Raw genomic sequence first — 660 nt, forward strand, 5'->3', positions numbered from 1 at the left:
TACGATCAGCAGCGTCTTAACGAGCTTCAGGAGAAAAAACGCCAGAAGGATTTGCAGGATGCAAAAGAGCAGGCAGAGCGGAATTATCAGGAGCAACAGAAACGCCGTAATGCTGAAAATGCTGCACTGAACCGGATGAATGAAACGGAAGCAGCACGACATCAGCGTGAAATTGCGCGTATTAATGCCATGCAGTACGCCGATCAGGCTGTCAGGGATGCGGCGATACAACGTGAAAATGAACGTTACGAGAAAGCCCTGGCATCCGGTAAGAAAAAAACACGCGAAACCCGTAATGATGAGGCCACCCGGTTATTGCTGCAGTACAGCCAGCAACAGGCACAGGTGGAAGGGCAGATTGCTGCTGCCAGACAGTCAGCAGGCATTGCCACTGACAGGATGACAGAAGCGCATAAACAGCTTCTGGCTCTGCAGCAGCGCATCAGCGACCTGGACGGGAAAAAACTGACGGCAGATGAAAAGAGTGTGCTGGCCCGTAAAGATGAACTGATTCAGGCACTGACGCTGCTGGATGTAAAACAGCAGGAGCTTCAGAAACAGACGGCACTCAACGATCTGAAGAAAAAAACAATTCAGCTGACCAGTCAACTGGCTGAAGAAGAGCGCGCTCAGCGTCAGCAACATGACCTGGATATCGCC

General features: G+C 51.2%; 1 pseudogene. It reads left to right on the top strand.

The annotated features are described in order from the left end of the window. A pseudogene (locus tag ATB02_RS25735) lies at positions 1–660 on the top strand (phage tail tape measure protein); the annotation flags it as partial.

Origin of the sequence: Escherichia sp. MOD1-EC5189 (genome assembly GCF_002966045.1) — a bacterium.
GTDB classification, from domain to species: domain Bacteria; phylum Pseudomonadota; class Gammaproteobacteria; order Enterobacterales; family Enterobacteriaceae; genus Escherichia; species Escherichia coli_F.